This is a genomic window from Flavobacterium sp. UBA4854, from assembly GCF_002399805.1.
Taxonomy (GTDB): Bacteria; Bacteroidota; Bacteroidia; order Flavobacteriales; family Flavobacteriaceae; genus Flavobacterium; species Flavobacterium ginsengisoli.
The window spans coordinates 20672-27509 of sequence record NZ_DHEI01000064.1; the positions used below are offsets into that span (position 1 = coordinate 20672).

The window sequence follows — 6838 nt, forward strand, 5'->3', positions numbered from 1 at the left end:
AATTTATTATTTCGCAAAGCATTGATGGCAAAGCTCAGACTTTCCTTTAATAATCTCAGATAAACGATCATATTTTTGTATTTTTCAATAAAGTAAAATTCAATAATTTAAATTCAATAACCTAATAAAAGTTAACTTACTCATCAGTAGATTTTTTTAGCATTTTGTTACACTAATTTTTTTTAATATAATATATAAAAAAACTACTTTTGCAGTCTCAAAATCATAACTACACAATGAGCACAACAAAAAAAATACAATCGGCATTAATTTCTGTTTTTTCTAAAGATGGATTAGAACCAATTGTTAGAAAATTACACGAACAAAATGTAACACTTTATTCAACTGGTGGAACTGAAGATTTCATCAAAAACCTTGGCATTCCAGTAGTTCCTGTTGAAGATATCACTTCTTTCCCTGAAATTCTTGGAGGAAGAGTAAAAACTTTACACCCAAAAATTTTTGGCGGTATTTTAAATCGACAGGATAATGAAAGCGATGTTCAGCAAATGAAGGAATTTAACATTCCTCAGATTGATTTGGTAATTGTTGATTTATATCCTTTCGAAAAAACAGTTGCTTCTGGAGCAAGCGAACAAGATATTATTGAAAAAATCGATATTGGCGGAATTTCATTAATTCGTGCTGGAGCGAAAAATTTCAAAGACACTGTAATTGTGGCTTCTGTAAACGAATACAGCTTGCTTTTAGATTTGATTACAGAACAAGATGGAGCAACAACTTTGGAGAACAGAAGATTGTTGGCTACTAAAGCATTCCACGTTTCATCTCACTACGATGGAGCTATTTTTAATTATTTCAATACAGACGAGACTATTTACAAAGAAAGTATTGCAAACGGTCAAGTTTTAAGATACGGTGAAAATCCTCACCAAAAAGGATTCTTCTTTGGAGATTTTGATGCAATGTTCAAAAAACTTCACGGAAAAGAATTATCATACAACAACTTACTAGATGTTGATGCTGCAGTTAATTTAATTGCTGAGTTTAAAACTGATGGACCAACATTCGCGATTTTAAAACACAATAATGCTTGCGGATTGGCTTCAAGAAAAACAATCAGCGAGGCTTATTTGGCTGCTTTAGCTTGTGATCCTACTTCAGCTTTTGGAGGAGTGTTAATTTCTAATACTAAAATTGATTTAGAAACAGCACAAGAAATCAACAAATTATTCTGCGAAGTAGTAATCGCTCCAGCTTATGATGATGAGGCTGTTACTGTATTGCAAGAAAAGAAAAACAGAATTATATTAGTTCAAAATGAAGTTGAATTACCAGCTCGTCAAGTAAGAACTTGTCTTAATGGTTTGTTAATTCAGGACAGAAATAATATTACGGATAATAAAGAGCATTTAAAAACCGTTACAATTACAGAACCTACTGCTCAAGAGATCGAAGATTTGATCTTTGCTTCTAAAATCTGCAAGAATACAAAATCGAACACTATTGTATTTGCTAAAAACGGAACATTGATTTCATCAGGTACAGGTCAGACTTCAAGAGTTGACGCTTTAATTCAAGCTGTTGACAAAGCAAAAGCTTTTGGATTTGATTTAAATGGAGCTTCGATGGCTAGCGACGCATTTTTCCCATTTCCGGATTGTGTAGAATTAGCTAAAAAAGCAGGAATAACTGCTGTAATTCAGCCAGGAGGTTCGATTAAAGACGAATTAAGTATAAATTATTGCAACGAAAATAATCTTGCAATGGTATTTACAGGAACTCGTCATTTTAAACATTAATTTGTTTAACTTTGTTCGATAAATAATTTATAACATTTTAAACCCCTAAAAAACTTATGGGATTTTTTGATTTCATGACCGAGGATATTGCGATAGACCTTGGAACCGCAAACACTTTAATCATTCATAATGATAAAGTTGTCATTGATAGTCCATCTATCGTTGCACGTGATAGAGTATCAGGCAAAATCATTGCTGTTGGTAAGGAAGCCAATATGATGCAAGGTAAAACACATGAAAACATCAAAACTATAAGGCCTTTGAAAGATGGTGTAATCGCTGATTTTGATGCTTCGGAAAAAATGATCAATATGTTCATTAAAAGTATTCCTGCATTGAAAAAAAGAATGTTTACTCCAGCTTTACGTATGGTTGTATGTATTCCTTCTGGTATTACTGAAGTGGAGATGAGAGCGGTGAAGGAATCTTGTGAGAGAGTAAACGGAAAAGAAGTTTATTTGATTCATGAGCCAATGGCAGCGGCAATTGGTATTGGTATTGACATTATGCAACCAAAAGGAAACATGATTGTGGATATTGGAGGTGGTACAACAGAAATTGCGGTTATCGCTTTAGGCGGAATTGTTTGTGATAAATCTGTAAAAATTGCAGGTGACGTTTTCACAAATGATATCGTTTATTACATGCGTACACAGCACAACTTATTTGTTGGAGAAAGTACTGCTGAAAAAATTAAAATTCAAATTGGAGCGGCAATCGAAGATTTAGATGGTCCGCCAGAAGATATGTCAGTTCAAGGTAGAGATTTGCTTACGGGTAAACCAAAGCAAGTAGATGTTTCTTACCGTGAAATTGCAAAAGCTTTAGACAAATCTATTCAGCGTATTGAAGATGCGGTAATGGAAACATTATCTCAGACTCCTCCTGAATTAGCAGCAGATATCTACAACACTGGTATCTATTTGGCTGGTGGTGGATCTATGTTGAGAGGTCTTGACAAACGTATTTCTCAAAAAACAGATTTACCTGTTTACATTGCCGAAGATCCTTTAAGAGCTGTTGTTCGCGGTACAGGAATGGCCCTTAAAAACATTGCTAAATTTAAAAGCATCTTAATTAAATAAGATCTAAAAATAAAAATCAATTTACTTTTATAAGGGTCAAATTATTACTATTTGACCCTTATAAAAACTGAAACCTTTAAGCATATCCTGAAACAAAATAACCAGACAAGAAATGCAGCAAATATTTAATTTCATTATAAGAAACAGTAATCGATTGCTGTTTTTGCTGCTTTTAGGTATATCGTTAGGACTCACGATTCAATCTCACTCTTACCACAGAAGCAAAATAATCAGTTCCGCAAATTTCTTAAGCGGAGGTGTTTATGAAAAAATCAATCGTGTTAATGAATACATGAATTTAAGAGCTGAAAACGACGAACTTGTACTTGAGAACGCAAGATTAAAAAGTCTTTTATTTAATAAAGAAGACACAGCCAAATTACCTTTACCAGATACTATTAAAGGGGTAAAACCTGCTGATATTATTGTATCAAAAGTAATTCATAACACATACAGCACACACGAAAACTTCCTTACTTTAAATTCTGGATCCAATGACGGTGTAAAACCAGATATGGGAGTAATAAACAGTTTAGGAATTGTTGGTATTGTAGACGATACATCACCTAGATATTCTACTGTTGTGAGTATTTTGAACATGAAATCTCAGATTAATGCCAAGTTAAAAAAATCAAATCATTTTGGTTCTTTAACATGGGATGGAAAAAGTACTGGATTTGTACAGCTAAGAGACGTTCCAAGATTAGCTTCAGTTAGAAAAGGAGATACAATTGTAACAGGAGGACAATCTGTAATTTTCCCTGAAGGAATCAACATTGGAACCGTTGAAACAATTTACAAAGAAACCCAAACAAGTTTTTATGTTATAAAAGTTAAGTTATTTAACGATATGACAAACTTAGGACACGTCTATATTATCAAGAGTAAGGACAGAGAGGAACTTATTAATTTAGAAAACAAAGAAAAAAATGAATAGCGCTCTGTTAGTCAATATTTTTCGATTTATTATGTTACTGGCAATTCAGATTGTTATTTTCAACAATATGAATTTCTTAGGATATATAAGTCCGTTTCCGTACATCTTATATATTATCCTGTATCCAGTAAACAGCAATAAAGCTGGATTGATTATTTCTAGTTTTTTCTTAGGATTAGTAATGGATATGTTCTGTAATTCTGGCGGAATACATGCAACTGCCTGCGTTATTTTAGCGTATTACAGGCCTTATATTTTTAAATTTTCTTTTGGTTTAAGTTATGAATATCAAACCATTAAACTGAATGAATCTTTAACTCCGGAGCGATTTTCATTTATTTTAGTGTCCGTTCTATTGCATCATACTGTATTGTTTATTCTTCAAGCTTTTCAATTTAATTTTATTTGGGATGTTTTACTCCGAATTTTGTTTAGCTCGATATTTACAATAATTACTTCAATCATAATAATTTATCTTATTAAGCCCAATAAACGATGAGAAAAGTCCTGCTGCCCACTATAATTATTATTGCAGCGTCTTTGCTAGTGATTAGGATTTTTTACCTGCAGATTATTGATGATTCTTTTAAACTGAAATCGGAAAATAATGCGATAAAAAAGGTTTATGACTATCCTGAGAGGGGTTATATCTATGATCGTAACGGAAAGCTTCTTGTTGCAAATCAGGCTTCTTACGATATTATGGTTATTCCTAGAGAAATAAAAAAAGATCTTAATATTGCCGAGTTCTGTGCTCTTCTAAACATTACTGAAGAAGAATACCACAAACGTATTGAAAAAGCAAAGGTATATAGTCCAAGGCTTCCTTCTGTGTTTTTATCTCAACTGAATAAAAATGAGTTTGCCGCTTTTCAGGAAAAAATTAGAAAATATGAAGGCTTCTATTTCCAAAAAAGATCTTTACGTGATTATGAAGTAGATTATGGAGCAAATATATTTGGCTTTATTACTCAAGTAAATGAAAAACAAATTGCAAAGAATCCATACTACAACAGTGGTGATTTAATTGGAAAGCAAGGTGTAGAAGAAAGCTACGAAGAAACTTTACGCGGTATAAAAGGGGTAAAATATATTCAGAAAGACAAATACAACCGAGAAATTGGCCCTTATAAAGAAGGAAAATACGATACTATCGCCGTAGCTGGAGAAGACATTAATTTAACGATTGATGCCGAACTTCAAAAATATGGAGAGGAATTGATGATTAATAAAAGAGGTGGTATTGTGGCAATTGAACCTAAATCGGGTGAAATTCTTGCTTTAATTACCGCTCCTTCTTATGATCCTGGTATTTTGGTAGGACGTCAAAGATCTAAAAACTACACCCTTTTATATAACGATTCTATTTCGAAACCTTTATATGACAGAGGACTTTTGGCAGAGTATCCACCAGGTTCTCCATTCAAAATCCTGACTGGTTTAGTTGCACTTCAAGAAGGTGTAATCAATGAACAGACTACTTTTATGTGTCATCACGGATTTAGTTATGGTGGAGGCCGATTCATGAAATGCCACGGTTTTGGTCCACATCAATTGCACAACGGAATTTACAATTCTTGTAATACTTATTTTGGACAAGCCTATATGCTTACCATCAACAAGTACAAAGATCCCGGTCAAGCCGTTGATGTTTGGAGCAGTCACGTAAAAAGTTTTGGATTAGGTCAGTTCATGGGCTATGATTTACCAACTGGAAAACGAGGAAATATACCAACCTCTAAAACTTATAAAAGGATTTACCCTAACGGAGGATGGAGAAGCTCAACCATTGTATCTAATGCAATTGGTCAAGGAGAGGTTTTAATGACACCTATTCAATTAGCCAACATGATGGCTACTGTTGCAAATCAGGGTTATTATTATACTCCTCATATCATTAAAAAAATTGAGGGAGAAAAAATCGACGAAAAGTTCACCACAAAACACGTAACTACGGTTGATCAAAAATATTTCCCGCCAGTTATCAGTGGACTATTTGATGTTTACAACAAAGGTACAGCTTACAGTCTTCGAGTAGAAGGAATTGATATTTGCGGAAAAACAGGTACTGCTGAGAACTTTGCCAAAATAAACGGTAAAAGAACCCAGCTTAAAGACCACTCTATATTTGTTGCTTTTGCCCCAAAAGACAATCCAAAAATTGCCATTGCAGTTATGATTGAAAATGGAGGTTTTGGAGCAACAGTTGCGGGTCCGATTGCGAGTTTAATGATTGAAAAATATCTAAGAAAGAAAATTACAAGAACAGACCTAGAAGTAAGAGTATTAAACAAAAGCTTACTTTCGGAATATGCTAAAGTAGGCGGAATAAGTGATGCTCTTAAAATTGAATCTGTTCCAAAAGATTCTGTATTACAAGCTAAAATTGTTAAGCCAAAAGCACCAGTTACAACGGCGCCAAAAACTGAAGTTAAAAAAACAGCAGTAGACACAACTAAGAAAAACTAAGAAAGATTATTTCAAATGAAAAATCAAAGTGTAAAAAATAATATCGATTGGATAAGTGTCTTTATCTACATTGCGCTGGTAACTTTAGGTTGGCTTAATATATATTCGTCTTCTTTATTATCAACCGATGGAACTTATCAAAAACAGCTGATTTTTATCTGCTGTACTATTCCATTGATATTTGTTGTGCTTTTTGTTGATGGTAAATTTTACGAAAAATATGCCAGTATAATCTTTGGAGTTTCATTATTATCTCTTGCAGGATTATTTCTCTTTGGAAAAACCATAGCAGGACAGCGATGCTGGTACGCGATAGGAAGTTTTACTTTACAGCCTTCTGAGTTTGCAAAAGCAGCTACTTCTTTGGCATTGGCTAAATATTTAAGTGATACACAAATTAACTTAAAAGAAACAAATAGACAAATTCAGGCTTTAGCAATTATGCTATTACCTGTAATGCTTATTCTACCACAGCCCGATCCTGGAAGTGCTTTAATCTATAGTGCATTTATACTTGTTTTATACAGAGAAGGTCTGCCATCTTGGTACGTTTGGACCGCGTTTATAACCATTATTCTTTTCGT

At 33.4% G+C, this 6838-nt stretch carries 6 protein-coding genes; all 6 read left to right on the forward strand.

Going from position 1 to position 6838, the window contains the following annotated elements; genetic code table 11:
* Positions 1 to 236 precede the first annotated feature (236 nt).
* The gene (gene purH / locus B3J44_RS09170; protein ID WP_286967961.1) at positions 237 to 1763 is read left to right on the forward strand and encodes a bifunctional phosphoribosylaminoimidazolecarboxamide formyltransferase/IMP cyclohydrolase; all 1527 of its coding nucleotides are present in this window, start codon (positions 237 to 239) and stop codon (positions 1761 to 1763) included.
* Positions 1764 to 1819: 56 nt separating this feature from the next.
* On the forward strand, positions 1820 to 2848 hold the full coding sequence (locus B3J44_RS09175; RefSeq protein WP_008466528.1) for a rod shape-determining protein: 1029 nt from the start codon (positions 1820 to 1822) through the stop codon (positions 2846 to 2848).
* 112 nt (positions 2849 to 2960) lie between these two features.
* Positions 2961 to 3785 (forward strand): rod shape-determining protein MreC, encoded by an 825-nt coding sequence (mreC, locus tag B3J44_RS09180; protein ID WP_198854663.1) that lies wholly within the window; start codon positions 2961 to 2963, stop codon positions 3783 to 3785.
* A complete protein-coding gene (locus tag B3J44_RS09185; RefSeq protein ID WP_198854664.1) occupies positions 3778 to 4284 on the forward strand; it encodes a rod shape-determining protein MreD in 507 nt (168 codons plus the stop codon). The genes mreC and B3J44_RS09185 overlap by 8 nt, the downstream gene beginning before the upstream one ends.
* Positions 4281 to 6254, forward strand: coding sequence for a penicillin-binding protein 2 (mrdA, locus tag B3J44_RS09190; RefSeq protein ID WP_286967964.1), 1974 nt, complete (start codon positions 4281 to 4283; stop codon positions 6252 to 6254). The genes B3J44_RS09185 and mrdA overlap by 4 nt, the downstream gene beginning before the upstream one ends.
* A gap of 15 nt (positions 6255 to 6269) precedes the next feature.
* Positions 6270 to 6838: rod shape-determining protein RodA (gene rodA / locus B3J44_RS09195; protein WP_286967966.1), on the forward strand; the 569-nt coding region annotated here is incomplete at its 3' end.

What these genes read in the sequence shown, in the direction of transcription:
- purH (WP_286967961.1), top strand. Translation starts at nt 237, where the DNA reads ATGAGCACAACAAAAAAAATACAATCGGCATTAATTTCTGTTTTTTCT.
- B3J44_RS09175 (WP_008466528.1), top strand. Translation starts at nt 1,820, where the DNA reads ATGGGATTTTTTGATTTCATGACCGAGGATATTGCGATAGACCTTGGA.
- mreC (WP_198854663.1), top strand. Translation starts at nt 2,961, where the DNA reads ATGCAGCAAATATTTAATTTCATTATAAGAAACAGTAATCGATTGCTG.
- B3J44_RS09185 (WP_198854664.1), top strand. Translation starts at nt 3,778, where the DNA reads ATGAATAGCGCTCTGTTAGTCAATATTTTTCGATTTATTATGTTACTG.
- mrdA (WP_286967964.1), top strand. Translation starts at nt 4,281, where the DNA reads ATGAGAAAAGTCCTGCTGCCCACTATAATTATTATTGCAGCGTCTTTG.